The organism is Alloalcanivorax marinus (assembly GCF_016906305.1).
In the GTDB taxonomy this organism is placed as follows: Bacteria; Pseudomonadota; Gammaproteobacteria; order Pseudomonadales; family Alcanivoracaceae; genus Alloalcanivorax; species Alloalcanivorax marinus.
The window spans coordinates 88,368-106,340 of record NZ_JADDOL010000011.1 but is presented as its reverse complement, the minus strand read 5'-3'; the positions used below and the strand labels follow the sequence as shown (position 1 = coordinate 106,340).

14 protein-coding genes are annotated in these 17,973 nt (G+C 66.6%); 1 reads left to right on the top strand and 13 read right to left on the bottom strand.

Annotated elements, in window-relative coordinates:
* Nucleotides 1-8 precede the first annotated feature (8 nt).
* The 11 genes from IM760_RS11225 to tesB form a co-directional block, all read right to left on the bottom strand.
* A complete protein-coding gene (locus IM760_RS11225) occupies nucleotides 9-485 on the bottom strand; it encodes an REP-associated tyrosine transposase (RefSeq protein WP_204429259.1) in 477 nt (158 codons plus the stop codon).
* A 239-nt stretch (nucleotides 486-724) separates the two neighbouring features.
* Entirely contained in the window at nucleotides 725-961 is a 237-nt protein-coding gene (gene nqrM, locus IM760_RS11220; RefSeq protein WP_204429252.1) for a (Na+)-NQR maturation NqrM, read from the bottom strand.
* Between the two features lies 1 nt (nucleotide 962).
* Nucleotides 963-1,991 (bottom strand): FAD:protein FMN transferase, encoded by a 1,029-nt coding sequence (locus IM760_RS11215; RefSeq protein WP_204429249.1) that lies wholly within the window; start codon nucleotides 1,989-1,991, stop codon nucleotides 963-965.
* Nucleotides 1,992-2,111: 120 nt separating this feature from the next.
* A complete protein-coding gene (nqrF, locus tag IM760_RS11210) occupies nucleotides 2,112-3,341 on the bottom strand; it encodes an NADH:ubiquinone reductase (Na(+)-transporting) subunit F (protein WP_204429247.1) in 1,230 nt (409 codons plus the stop codon).
* A gap of 15 nt (nucleotides 3,342-3,356) precedes the next feature.
* Complete coding sequence (nqrE, locus tag IM760_RS11205; RefSeq protein WP_204429243.1) at nucleotides 3,357-3,977, bottom strand: NADH:ubiquinone reductase (Na(+)-transporting) subunit E; 621 nt, start codon at nucleotides 3,975-3,977, stop codon at nucleotides 3,357-3,359.
* 21 nt (nucleotides 3,978-3,998) lie between these two features.
* Entirely contained in the window at nucleotides 3,999-4,664 is a 666-nt protein-coding gene (locus tag IM760_RS11200) for an NADH:ubiquinone reductase (Na(+)-transporting) subunit D (RefSeq protein ID WP_204429242.1), read from the bottom strand.
* On the bottom strand, nucleotides 4,664-5,476 hold the full coding sequence (locus IM760_RS11195; RefSeq protein ID WP_204429241.1) for a Na(+)-translocating NADH-quinone reductase subunit C: 813 nt from the start codon (nucleotides 5,474-5,476) through the stop codon (nucleotides 4,664-4,666). Before IM760_RS11195 ends, IM760_RS11200 begins: the two co-directional genes overlap by 1 nt.
* Nucleotides 5,476-6,735 carry an NADH:ubiquinone reductase (Na(+)-transporting) subunit B gene (locus tag IM760_RS11190; protein WP_204429240.1) on the bottom strand — a complete coding sequence of 420 codons (1,260 nt, stop codon included), beginning with the start codon at nucleotides 6,733-6,735 and terminating at the stop codon, nucleotides 5,476-5,478. The genes IM760_RS11195 and IM760_RS11190 overlap by 1 nt, the downstream gene beginning before the upstream one ends.
* A gap of 1 nt (nucleotide 6,736) precedes the next feature.
* The gene (locus IM760_RS11185) at nucleotides 6,737-8,083 is read right to left on the bottom strand and encodes a Na(+)-translocating NADH-quinone reductase subunit A (protein ID WP_204429238.1); all 1,347 of its coding nucleotides are present in this window, start codon (nucleotides 8,081-8,083) and stop codon (nucleotides 6,737-6,739) included.
* A 275-nt stretch (nucleotides 8,084-8,358) separates the two neighbouring features.
* Nucleotides 8,359-9,813: a glyceraldehyde-3-phosphate dehydrogenase gene (locus tag IM760_RS11180; protein WP_204429236.1), complete on the bottom strand. Its 1,455-nt coding sequence runs from the start codon at nucleotides 9,811-9,813 to the stop codon at nucleotides 8,359-8,361.
* Between the two features lie 126 nt (nucleotides 9,814-9,939).
* Nucleotides 9,940-10,815: an acyl-CoA thioesterase II gene (gene tesB / locus IM760_RS11175; protein ID WP_204429234.1), complete on the bottom strand. Its 876-nt coding sequence runs from the start codon at nucleotides 10,813-10,815 to the stop codon at nucleotides 9,940-9,942.
* Nucleotides 10,816-10,952: 137 nt separating this feature from the next.
* On the opposite strand from tesB, the gene mfd reads away from it, so the two are divergent.
* The gene (gene mfd, locus IM760_RS11170; protein WP_204429232.1) at nucleotides 10,953-14,420 is read left to right on the top strand and encodes a transcription-repair coupling factor; all 3,468 of its coding nucleotides are present in this window, start codon (nucleotides 10,953-10,955) and stop codon (nucleotides 14,418-14,420) included.
* 79 nt (nucleotides 14,421-14,499) lie between these two features.
* Here the strand turns inward: mfd and IM760_RS11165 are convergent, their stop codons facing one another.
* Both IM760_RS11165 and IM760_RS11160 read right to left on the bottom strand, forming a co-directional pair.
* The gene (locus tag IM760_RS11165) at nucleotides 14,500-15,471 is read right to left on the bottom strand and encodes a hypothetical protein (RefSeq protein WP_204429230.1); all 972 of its coding nucleotides are present in this window, start codon (nucleotides 15,469-15,471) and stop codon (nucleotides 14,500-14,502) included.
* A gap of 26 nt (nucleotides 15,472-15,497) precedes the next feature.
* On the bottom strand, nucleotides 15,498-17,966 hold the full coding sequence (locus tag IM760_RS11160; protein WP_204429228.1) for a galactose oxidase early set domain-containing protein: 2,469 nt from the start codon (nucleotides 17,964-17,966) through the stop codon (nucleotides 15,498-15,500).
* Between the last annotated feature and the right edge of the window lie 7 nt (nucleotides 17,967-17,973).

The following is a 17,973-nucleotide window of genomic DNA, read 5'->3' as shown; positions in this document are numbered from 1 at the left end:
ACCCATACCTACCCGCACCAATCCCAATCCGCCTCGGTATCCGCCTGCAGCCAAACCGCGTCCCACAACGGGTAATCGCCGATCCGGGCCACCAACCCGGCCCGCAGGGGGTTGGCGACAATGTAACGGGCATACGCTCTCAACAGGCGCTCATCCCGCACCGCTTGGTCATGGAAGCCGACCTGCCAGGTCAACGCCGGTATCGCCCGACTGCTGGCGCCTTTCAGTGTTTGCACGGTTCGGGACAGCGACGCGGCCCGCAGCCGGCACATCCAATGAAGGTGATCGGGCATAATCACATAAGCGAGCGTCTCCGCCTCACCGCGACGATGGTGGTGTTGGAGCTGTCTCACCAGTGCCCGCCCCGCGGACAGATCGCTGAACACCGGCGCGCGGCGCCGGGTCACCGTGGTGATCAGGTAGACCTGGTGTGGAAGGGAGACCCGCCCTGTTCTGAGCGCGTGCTGTCGCGGCGGCGTTTTCATCCCTCCGATCATGGCGGAGTGTGAGTGGGAGCGGGATCAGTCAGGTGCCCGGTTCGAGGTAGGTGATCGGACACGCTTATTGTCAGTGGAGGCTTACCTGCCTGGAGCGGGCGGTTATCGCGACTGAAGCGGTGCGCCGCCCGGTCGGTCCTACGGCGAACGGACCCGGGGGTGGGTCGCGACTGAAGTCGCTCCTACGGAAAAGGGGTTGTAGGAGCGACTTCAGTCGCGATGGGCGATCAGGTTTTGAGGACGTCGCGGCCCAGTTCGGCGGCGCGCTTGGCGCTGACCTGGCGGGTGTTTTCCTCGCAAGCATCCTTGTCACCGCCACAGATTTCGCAGCCGTCCTTCATGCCCAGCGCGGCCAAACCGCCACAGGAGCCCTTCAGCGGCTTGTTGGACAGGATCACGCCAATGGCCATGCCGGCGAACAGCAGGGCCAGCACGACGAACGCGGCCAGAATGGTACCCAACATGTCAGTTTCCTCCTGCTTCGCCTTCCAGAATACGGCGGAAGGCGTCGGTCATGATTTCCTCGGGACCGTCGTCACCTCGGACAATGAACAGCACCGGCAGTTCACGGGCGCGGGCGAACGCCAGCCCCTTTTCCGGCCCCAGTACGGTGAGGGCCGTGGCCAGGCCGTCGGCGACCATGCAACTGGAGTGTAACACGGTCACCGACCCCAGTTGGTGGCCCACCGGGTAGCCGGTGCGCGGGTCGATGGTGTGCGAATAGACCTTGCCGTCGACCTCGAAGAAGTTGCGGTAGTCGCCGCTGGTGGCGATGGACAGGTCGCGCAGGGCGATCACCTTGTCCATCTGGCGCACGCCGGGGATCGGCCGCTCCACCGCCACGCGCCAGGGCTGGCCCTGGGGCTTGCCGCCGGAAGCGCGCAGTTCGCCGCCGATCTCAACCAGATAGTTACGGATGCCGGCCTGTTCCATCAGGCCGGCCACCTTGTCCACGGCGAAGCCCTTGGCGATGGACGACAGATCCAGATACACCCCGCCGGGCTGGGTCAGCTGATCCCCGTTGAGGGTCAGCTTCTGCCAGCCGACCCGGGCCCGGGCCGCGTCCACCTCCGCCTGGGGCGGCGGCTCGAAGCGTTCCGGGTCCGGGCCGAACCCCCACAGATTGACCAGCGGTCCAATGGTCACGTCGTAGGCGCCGTCGGTGTCCTCGGAGATGGCCAGGGCTTCGTTCAGAACCCGGGCGAAATCGTCGGACACGGTCACCGCCCGGCCCGCCTCGGCCCGGTTGAAGCGGCTGATGGTGGCGTCCTCGCGGTAGGTGCTCATGTCCGCGTTGACCTGCTCCAGGGCCGCCTCGATGGATTGTCGCAGCGCGGGCACGCCGTCCGTGGGGGTGCCGGTGAATTTCACCGACCAGGTGGTGCCCATGGTGGGCCCGTTGAGGGCGGACAGGCGGTCGGCGGTGTCGTCGCAGGCGGCGAGCAGGGCCAGGAGGGCCAGGAGGGGGAAGAGGCGGAACAGAGGGATTGGCATGGGTGTGTTGATCGGGTGGAGGATGTCGGAGAGGTGGCGGGGGCCATCGTCGGCCGGATCGCGGCTGAAGCCGCTCCTACATTGACCTGTAGGAGCGGCTTCAGCCGCGATGACGTTCAATCACCCACCGAAGTCATCCAGCATGATGTTCTCCGGTTCGACGCCCAGGTCCTCGAGCATCTTGATCACGGAGGCGTTCATCATCGGCGGACCGCACATGTAGTACTCGCAGTCTTCCGGTGCCGGGTGGTCCTTGAGGTAGTTCTCGTAGACCACGTTGTGGATGAACCCGGTGGGCCCTTCCCAGTTGTCCTCGGGCAGCGGATCGGACAGCGCCAGATGCCACTCGAAGTTGTCGTTCTCCGCCGCCAGCTGATCGTACTCCTCGGAGTAGAACGTCTCGCGCATGGAGCGGGCGCCGTACCAGAAGCTGATCTTGCGCTTGGAGTGCAGACGCTTGAGCTGGTCGAAGATGTGGCTGCGCATGGGGGCCATGCCCGCGCCACCGCCGATGAACACCATCTCCGCGTCGGTTTCCTTGGCGAAGAACTCACCGAAGGGCCCGAACACGGTGATCTTGTCGCCGGGCTTCAGGTTGAACACGTAGGAGCTCATCAGGCCCGGCGGAATGTCCTTGGCGCCCGGGGGCGGCGTGGCGATCCGGATGTTGAACTTGAGGATGCCCTTCTCTTCCGGATAGTTGGCCATGGAGTAAGCGCGCACCACGGTCTCGTTGCTCTTCGCCTTGAGATCGAAGAACTTGAACTTCTCCCAGTCGCCGCGGAATTCCTCGTCGATATCGAAATTGGAGAAATCGATATCGTACGGAGGGCATTCCAACTGCACGTAACCGCCGGCGCGGAAGTCCACGTTCTCGCCTTCCGGCAGCTTCAGGGTCAGTTCCTTGATGAAGGTGGCCACGTTGGGGTTGGAAACGACTTCGCATTCCCACTTCTTCACGCCGAAGAATTCCTCGGGCACCTTGATCTTCATGTCCTGCTTGACGTTGACCTGGCAGCTCAGGCGCCAGCCGTCACGAATCTGGCCCTTGGTGAAGTGGCCTTCCTCGGTGGGCAGGATGTCGCCGCCACCGTCCAGCACCTGGCACTTGCACTGCGCGCAGGTGCCGCCACCGCCACAGGCGGAGGACAGGAAGATGCCCTGGTCCGCCAGGGTGCCCAGCAGCTTGCCACCGGCGGGCACGTCGATGCCCTTGTCGGCTTCGCCGTTGATGTCGATGTGCACGTTACCGCTGGTCACCAGGCGGGAGCGGGCCATCAGGATCACCGCCACCAGCGCCAGCACGATGGCGGTGAACATGACCACGCCGAGAATGATTTCAAAACCCATGTTCTCGCTCTCCCCTTAGAGTTGCACGCCGGAGAAGGACATGAACCCGAGCGACATCAGACCCACGGTAATGAAGGTGATGCCCAGCCCCTTGAGGCCGTCGGGAACGTCGCTGTACTTCAGCTTCTCGCGGATGCCCGCCAGCAGCGTGATGGCCAGCGCCCAGCCGGTGCCGGCGCCGATGCCGTAGACCACGGATTCGCCCAGGTTGTAGTCGCGTTCCACCATGAACAGGGAGGCACCCAGAATGGCGCAGTTCACGGTGATCAGCGGCAGGAAGATGCCCAGCGCGTTGTACAGGCTCGGCACGTACTTATCCAGGGTCATTTCCAGGATCTGCACGATCGCCGCGATCACGCCGATGTAGCTGAGCAGGCCCAGGAAGCGCAGGTCCAGGTTGGCCAGCGCGTCGATGCCGGTCCAGGACAGAGCGCCCTCGTTGAGCAGATAGTGCAGGATCAGGTTGTTCACCGGCACGGTGATGGTCTGTACCACGATCACCGCGATACCCAGACCGATGGCGGTGCCGATCTTCTTGGAGATGGCGATGAAGGTACACATCCCCAGGAAGAAGGCCAGCGCCATGTTCTCCACGAAAACGGCGCGGACGAACAGGCTGACGTAATGTTCAAACATGATGAGCTCCCGTTCTCGCCGTTAAAACGCGTCGCTGACGCGGCTGTGCGGCTTCATCTTGAAGTCGTCTTCTTCCACCTGCTCCGGTTTCCAGGCGCGTACCGCCCAGATGAAGAAGCCGATCAGGAAGAAGGCACTCGGCGGCAGCAGCAGCAGGCCGTTGGTGGCGTACCAGCCGCCGTCGGCGGTGGTCGGCAGCACCTGGATGCCGAACAGGCTGCCGGCGCCGAACAGTTCGCGCACGAAGCCCAGGGTCAGCAGCAGCACGGAGTAGCCGAGGCCGTTGCCCACGCCGTCCATGAAGGACGGGATCGGCGCGTTCTTCATGGCGAACGCTTCGGCGCGGCCCATCACGATGCAGTTGGTGATGATCAGACCGACGAACACCGACAGCTGCTTGGAGATGCTGTAGGCGTAGGCCTTGAGGAACTGGTCCACCACGATCACCAGCGACGCGATGATGGTCATCTGCACGATGATGCGGATGCTCGACGGGATCACGTTGCGCACCGTGCTCACGAAGAAGTTGGAGAACGCGGTCACCAACGTCAGCGCGATACACATGGTCACGGTGGTGCTCAGGTTGCTGGTCACCGCCAGCGCGGAGCAGATGCCCAGGATCTGCAGCGCGATGGGGTTGTTGTCGAAAATCGGACCGAACAACAGGTCCTTGGTCTTCTCCGCCATTACGCCTCTCCTCCAGTTTCGCCGGCCTCGGAACCGTCGCCGGCTTCGCCGTTCTGCATGCGTTCCAGGTAGGGGCCGAAACCTTTCGCGCCGACCCAGAACCGTACCAGGTGGCTCACGCCCTTGCTGGTCAGGGTGGCGCCGGCGAGGCCGTCCACCTTGTTTTCCGCGTTGGGCGTGCCGCTGTCCACGGTACCCTTGATGACCTGGATGGCGATATCGCCGTCCTCGTCATAGATTTTCTTGCCTTCCCAGAGCGCCTTCCAGGCCGGGTTGTCCACCTCGCCGCCGAGACCCGGGGTCTCGCCGTGCTGGTAGAAGCCCAGACCGGCGATGGTCTTGGCGTCGGCCTCCAGGGCCATGAACCCGTACAGGGTGGACCACAGGCCGTAGCCGCGCACCGGCAGGATGATGCGGGTCAGGTTGCCGGCGTCGTCGCGGGCCAGGAACACCTCGGCCACGTCCGCCTGGGTCTTGATCCCGGCGATGTCATCCTCGGGGTCGAGACGCTCGCTCTGCTCCGGGTCCTTGGCCGCCTTGAGCTGGTCGTAGGAGGCCGGCTTGTCCACGTACTCACCGGTTTCCAGATCGACGAACTTGCGGTCGATGGTCTTGAACGCCGCTTCCACGTCCATGCCGGGCTGATACAGACCGGCGGCCTGCAGGATGTTCACGCGACGGTCGAGGGTCTGGTTCTTCTGCTGCACGGGGCGCAGGCTCACCGCGGCGGTGGCCACCACCACCGCGCACACCAGACAGACCAGGAACGCGACCGTGAGGGTTCTTGCTACGCTATCTTTGCTTCCAGCCATTACACCGCTCCGCCGGTGCGACGCAGACGACGACGGATGTTCGCCTGGGTCACGAAGTAGTCAATCAGGGGGGCGCACAGGTTGCCGAACAGGATCGCCAGCATGATGCCTTCCGGGAACGCCGGGTTGACCACCCGGATCAGCACCGTCATCACGCCGATCAGCGCGCCGAAGATCAGCTTGCCGGTGTTGGTCATGGAGGCGGAAACCGGGTCGGTGGCCATGAACACCAGGCCGAACGCCAGGCCGCCCACGGTCAGGTGCCAGTACCAGGGCATGGCGAACATCGGGTTGGAGTCGCTGCCCAGCACGTTGAACAGGCCGCTCATGGCCACCATGCCGATCAGCACGCCGAGCATGATGCGCCAGGAGGCGATCTTGGTGAACAGCAGGAACGCCGCGCCCAGGGCGATGGCGATCACCGAGGTTTCGCCGATACAGCCCTGGATGCCGCCCAGGAAGGTGTCCATCCAGGCCAGGCTCTGGGTGGCGCCATTGGCGCCGGCGTTGAGGGCGTTCTCGGCCAGGCCGGCGGAGAAGTTCAGGTCGCCGGAGGCGGCCAGGCTCAGCGGCGTGGCGCCGGAGAAGTTGTCCACGGCGGTCCACACGGAGTCACCGGACATCTGCGCCGGGTAGGCGAAGTACAGAAAGGCACGACCGACCAGCGCCGGGTTGAGGAAGTTCTTGCCGGTGCCGCCGAACACTTCCTTGCCGATCACCACGCCGAAGGACACGCCCAGCACCACCTGCCACAGCGGAATGGCCGGCGGCAGGATCAGGGTGAACAGGATGCCGGTGACGAAGAAGCCTTCGTTGACCTCGTGGCCGCGCTTCCAGGCGAACAGGGCCTCCCAGAAGAAACCGGTCAGGTAGACGGCGACCAGGATCGGCACATAGTAGACCAGGCCGTGCAGCATGTTGGCCCAGAAACTCTGGTAGTCGAAGCCGGTGAGCGCCATCACCAGGTCCGCGCGCCAGCCGGGGATGGCGTCGTAGCCGAACTCGGTGATCTGCAGGTTGGCCTGGTAGCCGGTGTTGTAGAGACCGAACAGGATCGCCGGGAAGGTGGCGAACCATACGGTCATCATGATCCGCTTCAGGTCGATGCCGTCACGCACGTGGGCCGCGGACCGGGTCACCGAGTCCGGGCTGTACAACATGGTGTCGAACATTTCGAAGAAGACGTAGTACTTCTCGAACTTGCCGCCTTCGTGGAAATGCGGGGCGATTTTGTCGTCGATGTAGTTTCTCAGACCCATCTCAGCTCTCCACCTCGATCGTGGTCAGGTTGTCGCGCAGGATCGGCCCGTACTCGTACTTGCCCGGACACACGAAGGTGCACAGGGCCAGGTCTTCCTCGACCAGTTCCAGGGCGCCCAGCGCCATGGCGGAGTCGGTATCGCCGACGATCAGCGAGCGCAGCAGTTGGGTGGGAAGGATGTCCAGGGGCATCACTTCCTCGTAGGCGCCGATCGGCACCATGGCCCGCTCACTGCCGTTGGTGGTGGTGGTGAAGTTGAAGCGCTTGCCCGGCATCAGCTTGGACAGGTAGATGTTCATCACCGAGAAACGGTTGCCGCCGGGGGAAATGTAGCCCAGCAGTTCGCGCTCGTGGCCTTCACGCAGCACGGTCACCTGGTTGGCGGTGCGGCCCAGGAACAGCATCGGGCCACGGGCGTGGTGTCCGTTGAATACGGAGCCGCTGATCACCCGATTGTCGCCTTCCTTGAGTTCACCGCGCGTGAAGTCTTCCAGGCTGGCGCCGACGCGGGTGCGCAGCAGCCGCGGGGTCTTCACCTGCGGGCCGGTCAGGGCCACCACGCGGTCGGAGCTGATGCGGCCGTCGACGAACAACTTGCCGATGGCGATCACGTCCTGATAGCCCAGGGTCCAGACGGTCTTGTTCAGACTCACCGGATCCAGGTGATGGATATGGGTGCCCGCGTTGCCCGCCGGGTGCTTGCCGGCGAAGGTTTCTTCGCGCACCTGACCCTGGGCGAAGGACGGCAGATCGCCCTTCTGCGCCTTGCAAACCCATACCGGGCCGTCGGTGAGACGGGTCAGCACGGTGAGGCCGTGGCGGAAGCTGTCTTCGTTTTCCTTGATCACCACCGCCGGGTCCTGGGCCAGGGGGTTGGTGTCGATGGCGGTCACGAAGATGGAGTTGGGGGCGCTGCCCGGCGCCGGCACCTTGCCGAAGGGCCGGGTGCGCAGCAGGGTCCATTCACCGGACTCCACCAGCTGCTGCTGGACCGCCTCGCGGTCCAGGCCACCCAGAGCGTCGGGGGCGTGGGCGGAGAACGTGATTTCCTCTTCCTGGTCGGCGATCTCGATCACCACGGACTGGAGCACGCGCTTGTGGCCGCGGTTCACGGCCAGGACCTTGCCGCCGGCGGGCGCGGTGTACCGGACACCGTCGGTCTTCTTGTCGGTGAAGAGCAATTGCCCTTTCTTCACCGTGTCGCCTTCGCGGACCTCCATGGTCGGTTTCATCCCCACGTAGTCGCCGCCAAGAACAGCGACAGAACGGACCTGATGACCTTCCTCGATCGCCTGGCGCGGTGCGCCGGCGATAGGCAGGTCAAGCCCCTTCTTGATTTTGATCATAGTGTCTCGCCCACGTTGCGTGTTGCTGAAGTCGAGCGGCGCATTCCCCGGGGACCGCGGTTGGCGGGGAGGCGGGAAGGCGCGCGAAAACCGGTAGAAAGCGTCAGGAACACCCGTTCGGGAGGTACCGGGCACCCAGCTCCGGAGACGCCGGCCGGGGCCGGCGCGCGACATTATAATGACCGCACGGTCCGGATGCCAGGATTGACCTTGTGGGTATTCCCCAAATGTTCGCAAGAAAAAGCCCGCTGAGGCGGGCTTTTTCCACTGACCGGTCAGTCTTTCGGGTAACGCGGATATTCCACGCCGGACAGTTGCTGCAGGAGGCGCACCACCTGGCAGCTGTACCCGAATTCGTTGTCGTACCACACGTACAGCACGCAGTGGCGGCCATTGTTGACAATGGTGGCCTCGGCGTCGATGACGGCGGCGTGACGGGAGCCGACGAAGTCGGTGGAGACCGCGTCCGGGCTGCTGATGAAGTCGATCTGACGCTGCAGCGGGGAGTGCAGGCTCACCCAGCGCAGGTAATCATTCAACTCTTCCAGCGTGGTTTCCTTGCCCAGGGTCAAATTCAGGATCGCCATGGACACGTCCGGGGTCGGCACCCGGATGGAATTGCCGGTGAGCTTGCCGGCCAGATCCGGCAGCGCCTTGGCGGCGGCGGTGGCGGCACCGGTCTCGGTGAGCACCATGTTCAGCGGCGCGGCGCGGCCCCGGCGCGGGCCCTTGTGGAAGTTGTCCAGCAGGTTCTGGTCGTTGGTGTAGGAGTGCACCGTTTCCACATGACCCACTTCGATGCCGAACTTGTCGTTCAGCGCCTTCAGCGGCGGCACGATGGCGTTGGTGGTGCAGCTGGCCAGCGACAGAATGGTGTCGGAGTCTTCCACCATGTCGTGGTTGACGCCGGGCACGATGTTCTTCAGGTCGCCCTTGCCGGGGGCGGTCAGGATCACGCGCGCCACGCCCGGGCACTGCAGGTGCTGGGACAGGCCTTCCCGGTCCCGCCACTTGCCGGTGTTGTCCACCAGGATGGCGTCGCGGATGCCGTACTGGGTGTAATCCACCTTGGACGGATCGTTGGCGTAGATCACCTTGATGTAGTTGCCGTTGGCGATGATGGCGTTTTCTTCCTCATCCACGGCGATGGTGCCGGCGAACGGGCCGTGCACGGAGTCGCGGCGCAGCAGGCTGGCGCGCTTCTGCAGGTCTTCCTTGCCGGACTCACGGACCACGATGGCCTTCAGGCGCAGGCCGTCGCCGGAGCCGGTCTTCTCGATCAGCAGGCGGGCCAGCAGGCGGCCGATGCGGCCGAAGCCGTACAGCACCACGTCCTTCTGACCGGGCAGGTCGACCTTCTGGTCCACCGCTTCGGCCAGTTCCTGGCGCACGTACTCTTCCAGGGACAGACCTTTGTCGTCCTTCTTGTAGGCCACCGCCAGCTTGCCGATGTCGATGCGGCTGGGGCCGATGTCCAGCTTGGCCACTTCCTGCAGGATCGGGAAGGAGTCGACCACGGACAGGCCGTTTTCGGAGAGGCTGGCCTCGATTTGCTTGACGAAACGGTGATCCTTGAGGATCTGGATCACGGACTTGTTGACCAGGGAGCGACTGTAGACCTGGGTGGTCACATTCTTCTCCCGATACAGCCGGCCAATCATGGGGATCATGGCTTCGGCGATCTCTTCGCGGTTTTTCCAGCGTCCGAAGTGGTCTTCCAGTTTGTTCACGGGGCGCCTCTCAGTCAGGGTCTGCAGGTCGGGGTCCGGGCCGCCAGGGGGACGGGCCTGGGGGCGCGCATGATAGCGCCAATCGCCCGCCGCATCCAGCGGCCCCGCGACCCGGGGGTCGTCGGATCAGACCGGCTCTTCGCCGGGGCGCAGGCGCATCAGGCCCTCCTGGGCCACCGAGGCCACCAGCACGCCGTCGCGGCGGTAGATGTGGCCAAAGGTGAGTCCGCGGGCGCCGGCGGCGCCGGGGCTTTCGCAGTGGTAGAGCAGCCAGTCATCGATACGAAAATCGTCGTAGAACCACATGGCGTGGTCCAGGCTGGCGCACTGCATGTTGCCCTGCCAGAAAGTCATGCCGTGGGGCTGCATGGCGGTGCCCATGAAACCGAAGTCGGAGCAATAGGCGAGCAGCGCCCGATGGGTCATGCGGTCGGCCTCCACCTGGTCGGCGACCTTGAACCAGAACTGCTTGAGCGGCTCGCGGCTTTCCGGTTCGAACACATTGCGCGGGGTCACCGGTCGGAACGTCAGCGGCCGCTCGCGCAGAAAGTCATCACGGAACTGCTTGGGAATCCGCTCGGCCATGGCCAGCCGGGCGCTTTCGTCGCTTTCCAGCTCTTCCGGGGCGGGCACCTCGGGCATCGGCGTCTGGTGGCGGGCGCCCTCCTCTTCCACCTGGAAGGAGGTGGACAGACTGAAAATCGGACGACCGTGCTGAATGGCGTTCACCCGGCGGGTGGTGAAGCTGCGACCGTCGCGAATCCGGTCCACGTCGTAGATCACGGGTCGGCGGATATCGCCCGGGCGCAGGAAGTAGGCGTGCAGCGAATGCACCGGCCGATCCTCCGGCACCGTCATGGAGGCCGCCAGCAGCGCCTGACCGGCCACCAGGCCGCCGAAGATGCTGCGCTGGCCGTTGGCTTCGCTCTGGCCCCGGAACAGGTTGTTCTCCAGGGGCTCCAGGTTGAAGCGCTGCATCAATTCCCGAACCGATTCTTTCATTGTTGGCCTCTGCGTATACCGAGCGGCGCGATGCTATCACAATCGCGGCGGAAGCCGCTCCTACGGGAGATGGGGGCGCGGCCCTCATGAACCCGTCACGCGCCTGCGTTACAATGCGCGCCCCCGATGGAGGCACGATGACCCTGTTACCCGATACTCCCTTGTTCCCCGCCGGCAACGAGCACTTCAAGGACTGGCGCGGCCTGTCCGACGGCAGCCTGGCGGCGGTGCTCACCCAGGTGGCGCGCTCCCTGGACGGCCCGCTGCTGGTGGCGGCCCCGGGCAGCGGCCGCGCCCAGCAGCTGGCCGACGCCCTGGGCTTCTATTTGGCGGGCGCCGCCGACGATCAGCCGGACCTGCCGGTGATGCTGTTTCCGGACTGGGAAACCCTGCCCTACGATCTGTTCAGCCCGCACCAGGACATCGTCAGCGACCGTATCCGCGTACTCAACTGGCTGGGCAGCGCCCGCCACGGCGTGCTGGTGGTGCCGATCAACACCCTGATGCAGCGGCTGGCGCCGCCGTCGCACATCGCCGGCAACAGCTTCATGCTGCGGGTCGGCCAGCCGTTCGACATGGAGACCACCCGCGCGCGGCTGGTGGACTGCGGTTACCGGCAGCGCGACAACGTTTACGAGCACGGCGAGTTCGCGGTGCGCGGGGCGATCATGGACGTGTTCCCCATGGGCACCGCCCAGCCGTTCCGGGTGGAGCTGTTCGACGACGACATCGAATCCCTGCGCCTGTTCGACCCGGAGTCCCAGCGCTCCACCGGTCAGGTGGAGGAGATCAACCTGCTGCCGGCCGCCGAGTACCCGCTCAGCGCCGAGGGCATTCGCCGCTTCCGCACCGCCTTCCGCGACACCTTCGACCTGGACCCGCGCCATGTGCCGCTCTACCAGGAGGTGTCCGAGGGCATCGCCGCGCCCGGGCTGGAATACTACCTGCCGCTGTTCTTCGACGGCCTGGCCACCCTGTTCGACTATCTGCCCGCCAACGCCCGCGCCCTGGAAATGGCCGGCTGCGAGGAAGCCGCCGCGCACTTCTGGGACGAAGTCAGCGCCCGCTACGAACAGCGCCGCCACGACATTCACCGCCCGGTGCTGCCGCCGGCGCGGTTGTTCCTGCGCCCGGACGAACTGGACGGCGCCTGGCGGCGGTTGCCCCGCGCCCGCCAGCGCGACGGCGACCAGGCGGTGTCGTTCCGCGTGGCAGCGGCGCCCAAGGTGGCCGCCGACCCGCGCGCCGGCAATCCGCTGGCGCCGCTGTATGCGTTCGCCGACGCCCGGCCGGACCTGCGCATCCTGGTGGTGGCGGAAACCGCCGGCCGCCGGGAGGCGCTGCTGGAGCTGATGCAGAAGATCGGCATCCAGCCCTCCCTGAAGGACGGCTGGGCGGACTTCCTGGCCGATCCGCAACGCTGGAACCTGACCCGCGGCGAGCTGGACGCGGGCTTCTACGCCCCGGACCACCAGCTGCTGGTGGTCAGCGAAAGCGAGCTGTACGGCGAGCGGGTGATGCAACGCCGCCGCCGACGCACCAGCGAGGACAGTGGCAACGAACTGGGCATCCGCTCCCTGGGCGAGCTCAGCATCGGCGCGCCGGTGGTGCACCTGGACCACGGCGTGGGCCGCTACCAGGGCCTGGTGCACATGGCGGTGCACGGCCAGCAGCACGAATTTCTGCTGCTGGAGTACGCCGGCGGCGACAAGCTGTACGTGCCGGTGTCCTCCCTGCACCTGATCAGCCGCTACGGCGGCGGCGACAGCCCGCCGCTGAACCGGCTGGGCACGGAACAATGGAGCAAGGCGCGCCAGAAAGCCGCCGAGAAGATCAACGACGTGGCCGCCGAGCTGCTCAACACCTATGCCCGCCGGGAAGCCCGCCAGGGCCGCGCCTTCGGCGTGGAATCGGAGGACTACGAGCGTTTCGCCAGCGGCTTCCCGTTCGAGGAAACCCCGGACCAGGAAGCGGCCATCCGCGCCGTGATCAGCGACATGCAGCTGGCCAAGCCCATGGACCGGCTGGTGTGCGGCGACGTGGGCTTCGGCAAGACCGAGGTGGCCATGCGCGCCGCCTTCGTGGCGGTGCAGAGCGGCACCCAGGTGGCGGTGCTGGTGCCCACCACCCTGCTCGCCCAGCAGCACTACGAATCCTTCGTCGATCGCTTCGCCGACTGGCCGGTGAACATCGAGGTGCTGTCCCGTTTCCGCAGCGCCAAGGAAAAAAGCGAGGTGCTGGCGCGGCTCAAGGCCGGCAAGGTGGACATCATCGTCGGCACCCATCAGCTGCTGCAGGAGTCGGTGTCGTTCTCCAACCTGGGGTTGATCATCGTCGACGAGGAACACCGCTTCGGGGTGCGCCACAAGGAACGGCTCAAGGAGCTGCGCGCCGAGTGCGACATTCTCACGCTCACCGCCACGCCCATCCCGCGTACCCTGAACATGGCGATGAGTGGCATGCGCGACATTTCCATCATCGCCACGCCGCCGCAGAAACGCCTGTCGGTGAAGACCTTCGTGCAGCAGAAAAACGACACCGCCATCAAGGAGGCGATCCTGCGCGAGCTGCTGCGCGGCGGCCAGGTCTATTACCTGCACAACGACATCGACACCATGGCGCGCACCGCCGAGGAGCTGCGCAAAATGGTGCCGGACGCCCGCGTCGGCATCGCCCACGGGCAGATGCGCGAGCGCGAGCTGGAAGCGGTGATGAGCGACTTCTACCACCGCCGCTTCAACGTGCTGGTGTGCACCACCATCATCGAAACCGGCATCGACGTGCCCAGCGCCAACACCATCGTCATCGAGCGCGCCGACAAGCTGGGCCTGGCCCAGCTGCATCAGTTGCGCGGCCGGGTCGGGCGCAGCCACCACCAGGCCTACGCCTACCTGATCACCCCCAGCCCGCGGGCCATGACCAAGGACGCCCTCAAGCGCCTGGAGGCCATCGAGCAGGCCACCGACCTGGGCGCCGGCTTCGTGCTGGCCAGCCAGGACCTGGAGATCCGGGGCGCCGGGGAGCTGCTCGGCGAGGAACAGCACGGCAACATGGAGGCGATCGGCTTCTCGCTGTACATGGAAATGCTGGAGCAGGCGGTGGAAGCCCTGAAGAACGGCGAGCAGCCGGACACCGCCAAGCCGTTGTCCGGCGGGCCGGAGGTGAACCTGCGCATCCCGGCGCTGATCCCGGAGGATTACCTGCCGGACGTGTTCACGCGGCTGACGCTGTACAAGCGCATCGCCGGCTGCAAGACCACGGAGCAACTGGAAGAGCTGCAGGTGGAAATGATCGACCGCTTCGGCCTGCTGCCGGACCCGCTCAAGAACCTGTTCCGGGTCACCGCCCTGCGCCAGCGCGCCGAGGCCCTGGGCATCGTCCGGCTGGACGCCCACGGGCGCGGCGGCAAGCTGGAGTTCGCCGAGCGCACCCCGGTGGACCCGCTGACCATCGTCAAACTGGTGCAGTCCGGGCCCAATCTCTACAAGCTGGAGGGCGCCAGCACCCTGCGCTTCGAGCTGGAGTCGGAGACCGCCGCCGAGCGCTTCGAGGTGGTGGAAGGGGTGTTGGCGCGGCTGTCGGGGGGTGGGAGCCATCGCGACTGAAGCGGAACGCCGCCCGGTCGCTCCTACAGCTGTCGGAGAGGTGTTGTAGGAGCGACTTCAGTCGCGATCGTCATCGACGCTAATGATGGTGGCCGCTGTCGGCCACCCGCTCACCCGGCACCCACAACACCTCGCCGGTGACCGCCACCGGCATATCCCCCACCGTCACCGGCAGGGTCCAGGTGCTCACCCGGGCCCGCTCGCCGGCGTCCAGCACCGCCGCCGACGGCCAGCGCTCGCCGTAGGCGGCGCGGGGCTCGGTCCAGGTGTAGCGGGGTCCGCCGGCCACCTTCACCCATTTCGCCTCGGCGGCCTCCGGCGCCGCGTTCAGAAAGCTGCCGCCGGGCCCCACGCGCAGCCAGGGCCGGCCCCGGGCGTCCGCCACCGTCACCGGCTTCTCCCCTTGATTGTGCAGGTGCAGCGCCGGCACCGTGCCCGGCGCCAGGGTCACGGTGACCCCCTCGGTCAGCGCCGGGTCGGAGGTGAGCCGGGACAGAAAGCGCCCCGGCGGCAGCGGTTCGTAGCGGAACGCCCCGGCCAGGGCGGCGGCCTCGCCATCCCGCCGCACCGGTACCCGCCACTCCGCCAGCCGCGCCGGCCGGCCGGCGTGTTCCAGCTCGTGGGGCACGGCCACCTCGTCGGTGCGCAGGCGCGGGTCGAACCAGCCCCAGTGGGGCCGGTCACTGACCCGTGCCCAGCGCGGCGCCGCGTCCTGGGCCACGCCGTCCGGCAGCGGTACGCCACGGGCGGCGGTCTGGCTGCGGTACCAGGCCGGGCTGGCCAGGTCCGCCAGCACCCCGCCCCGGTCGATGCGCAGAAAGGCGCGCCCTTCCCCATCGAGAATGGCCAGGGTGCGGTCACTGTCGTTGGCCACCACCAGCTGCGGCGCCACCGTGGTCTGCACCTGGGCCTCCACGCCGGCCAGGGCCGCCGGCAGCGGGTCCAGCCGGGCCTTCACGGCCTTGGCTTCCGGCCCGTGGGCGCCGGCGGCGCCGGCCAGCAGCAGGCCGGCCAGGGCCAGCAGGCCGGCAAAACGGAATCGAACGGTCATGGTCGCGCTCCTCATTGCCGGGCCAGCTATTGTCGAACCAACAGGGCCGGGGCCGCGTCCGGCAACAGCACCTGCACCGAGGCGGCGGTGGACGGCACCACCATGGCGGAGCCGTCGCTGGCCACCCGGTTGACGAACAGCAGGTAATGACCGGCGGGGGCCACCGCCGCGTTGCCCGGAATGGTGACGCTGACCTGGCCGTCGCTCACCGTGTGCGGCAGCACCACGGTGCGCTGATCGCCGTCCACCAGGTGGGTCAGGCTGGTGCGCCGCACCAACAGCACTTCGTTGATGGCGGCGGCGTCGTCCACCTGGATGTCGATGGCCTCGCCGTGGGACACCTCCGCGGGCGCGGACAGGATCTCCGGGCGGTCCTTGAACACGTAGGGCGGGCTGTAGATTTCGAAGGACGGGTCGCGGCCATCGTTGGGCGAGAAGCCCAGCTCTTCCAGATTGAGACTGAACAGGTAGGCGGTGTTGATCGGCGCGTGGCCGCCCACCAGCACCCGACCGTCCGGCAGCAGCAGCGCCGTGTTGTGGTAGGTGCGCGGGTTCAGGGAGCTGGCCATGGGCGTCCAGGTTCTGGTGTTGGGATCGAACCGCTCGGTGACCTGCACCGGATTGGCGGACCCCGGCAGCACCACCTCGTCCCGGTTGGCGCCGTTGAAGGCCATTACCGAGCCGTCCGGCAGCAGCACGGCGGTGGAATACCAGCGCGGGCCGTTCAGGTTGCCGACGATTTCCGAGGAATAGCGCATGCCGCTTTCGGTGTCCGGCACGTTCACTTCCACGGTGTCGATGCGGGCATTGGGCACCGCCAGATAGCTGCCCGGACTGGTGGCGGCCACCGCGCCCACCACGCCGCCGGCGGTGAGGAACCGGGCGGTGTCGTACTCACCGGCGCCGTTCTGGCGCAGCGGCATCATGATCGAGAAGGTGGAGCCCCGGAAGCCGGCGCCCAGCAGCCGGTTGGCCATCTCCGGATCGGCCACGTCGCCGAGCAGGTTCTGCACCTGTTCCAGACTGCCCAGGGGATCGCCCAGCAGACCGGTGAGCAGCCCCTCGCCGGTGCCGATCAGGTCTTCCAGCAGATTCGGGCTGGTCAGGGTCAGGGCGCTGGTGATGCGCTCCAGGCCGAGCTCGTCGAGCTGTACATTGAGGCCGGCGTAGCCCAGATCGGTCCACAGCTCCTGCTCCGGGTCATAGGCGGACACGAAGTTCCATTGCGCCTGGTTGTAGGACTGGCCGAACGGATTGAAGGCCTGGCCGGCGGCGTTGTAGAACACCTGGCCGTTGGGCAGCAGATGCAGGCGCGGGTACAGCGGCAGGGGCTTGCCGGCGGTGCTGTCCAGGCCCGGCAGGGGGCGTTCGCCGTTCTCGCTCCAGGTGCCGCTTTCCAGGTCGTAGGTTTCGCTGGCGCGCACGTTGTCGGCGGACTGCAGCAGTTCACGCAGGCCGCTGCTCTCGCCGCCGATCAGGGCGCCGGTGTAGACCGGCTTGAGCAGCTTGGTGACGCCGCTGGCCACGAAGATGTCGCCGTCCGGCAGGGTCACCAGACTGGGATACCAGCGGCCGTGGTTCATGGAGCCGGTCTGGGTCCAGCTGTTGTCCGTGGGATCGAAGATGCGCGCGTCCTTCAGGCCCTCCAGCTCCACCACGCCGATGTCGTCGGGCACGCTGATCTCGCCGAAGTTGCTGGGCAGGGGAATCTCGTTGTCGATGGACCCGAGCACGTCGCGGGCCTGGGGGAACACCGAGCCCAGGGACGGCTCGGTGTAATAGTCGGTGCCGCCCACCGCCATGATGCGGCCGTCGGCCAGCTGGATCACGTCGGCGCAGAACAGGGCGCCGTCGTTGCCCGGGGTGCTTTCCGCGTCGGTGAGCTCCTTGCCGGGCAGCAGGGTGTCGCTGTCGTTGCCGTCCACGTTGGCGCCGCCGCGCACCGGCGAGGGCCGCTCCCAGCTGATGCTGTCCCGGGGACCGGCGGGGCCCAGGTTGAGCACCCGGGTCTGGTCGTTCACCGCCACGAAGCCGAACTCGGCGACGATGGAGAACTCCACGTTCTCGGTGCCTTCCAGGGCGTTGAAGTAGACCAGCCGGTTATCCGGCAGCAACGCGATGGAACCCGCCGCCGGCTTGCAGCGCAGGTCGCCCTCGCTGTCTTCCAGGCATTTGTCGTCGGTGGTCACCACCTTGAGGTTGTCGCCGGTGCTGGCGTCGCTGTAGCGGATGGTGGGCTCGGCGAACGGGCCGGCGAACTGGCCCACCTGGCATTCGTCGCCCTGGCACCGGTATTCGCGGCCGGCGAAGGACGCGCCCCGGGGCGGCGGCGCCGGATCCATCGGGTCCTCGGCGCGGGGCGTGCCCTCGTCCACTGGCCCGTCACCGCCGCCGGACACCGCCGTGTCACCACCACCGCCGCCTCCGCCGCCGCCACAGGCGGCCAGCGCGCCGGCCAGCAGACTCAAACCGATAAGCCGTTCCAGATGTCCCATGATGCTC

Bases quoted from the DNA above. Each gene is read 5' to 3' on its own strand.
- IM760_RS11225 (WP_204429259.1), bottom strand. From the start codon at position 485: ATGAAAACGCCGCCGCGACAGCACGCGCTCAGAACAGGGCGGGTCTCC.
- nqrM (WP_204429252.1), bottom strand. From the start codon at position 961: ATGTTGGGTACCATTCTGGCCGCGTTCGTCGTGCTGGCCCTGCTGTTC.
- IM760_RS11215 (WP_204429249.1), bottom strand. From the start codon at position 1,991: ATGCCAATCCCTCTGTTCCGCCTCTTCCCCCTCCTGGCCCTCCTGGCC.
- nqrF (WP_204429247.1), bottom strand. From the start codon at position 3,341: ATGGGTTTTGAAATCATTCTCGGCGTGGTCATGTTCACCGCCATCGTG.
- nqrE (WP_204429243.1), bottom strand. From the start codon at position 3,977: ATGTTTGAACATTACGTCAGCCTGTTCGTCCGCGCCGTTTTCGTGGAG.
- IM760_RS11200 (WP_204429242.1), bottom strand. From the start codon at position 4,664: ATGGCGGAGAAGACCAAGGACCTGTTGTTCGGTCCGATTTTCGACAAC.
- IM760_RS11195 (WP_204429241.1), bottom strand. From the start codon at position 5,476: ATGGCTGGAAGCAAAGATAGCGTAGCAAGAACCCTCACGGTCGCGTTC.
- IM760_RS11190 (WP_204429240.1), bottom strand. From the start codon at position 6,735: ATGGGTCTGAGAAACTACATCGACGACAAAATCGCCCCGCATTTCCAC.
- IM760_RS11185 (WP_204429238.1), bottom strand. From the start codon at position 8,083: ATGATCAAAATCAAGAAGGGGCTTGACCTGCCTATCGCCGGCGCACCG.
- tesB (WP_204429234.1), bottom strand. From the start codon at position 10,815: ATGAAAGAATCGGTTCGGGAATTGATGCAGCGCTTCAACCTGGAGCCC.
- mfd (WP_204429232.1), top strand. From the start codon at position 10,953: ATGACCCTGTTACCCGATACTCCCTTGTTCCCCGCCGGCAACGAGCAC.
- IM760_RS11165 (WP_204429230.1), bottom strand. From the start codon at position 15,471: ATGACCGTTCGATTCCGTTTTGCCGGCCTGCTGGCCCTGGCCGGCCTG.
- IM760_RS11160 (WP_204429228.1), bottom strand. From the start codon at position 17,966: ATGGGACATCTGGAACGGCTTATCGGTTTGAGTCTGCTGGCCGGCGCG.